Below are 211 nucleotides of genomic sequence, written 5' to 3'. Positions count from 1 at the left end.
GGCGGTCTTCGTCCAGATGAACGGCCTGGGGTGTTCGTTCCAGTCGGCGAGCCGGCTGCGGATGTCGCGTTCGAGGGCCTGGCCGGAGCGGTGGACGCCGCGCTTGAGCTTCTTCTGCGTGAGCTCGGCGAACCACCGCTCCACGAGGTTCAGCCAGGACGAACTCGTCGGTGTGAGGTGGAGATGGAAGCGGGGGTGGGCCAGCAGCCAC

Annotated in this window: 1 pseudogene; it reads right to left on the bottom strand. The window is 67.8% G+C overall.

Features of this window, described 5'->3' with window-relative positions:
• Nucleotides 1–211 (bottom strand): annotated as a pseudogene (locus tag IG99_RS51315) (IS630 family transposase); the annotation flags it as partial.

The organism is Streptomyces griseus subsp. griseus (assembly GCF_000720255.1).
GTDB lineage: Bacteria > Actinomycetota > Actinomycetes > Streptomycetales > Streptomycetaceae > Streptomyces > Streptomyces griseus_I.
Note: the sequence above shows the minus strand (reverse complement) of the source record. Positions and strands in the feature narration are given on the sequence as shown.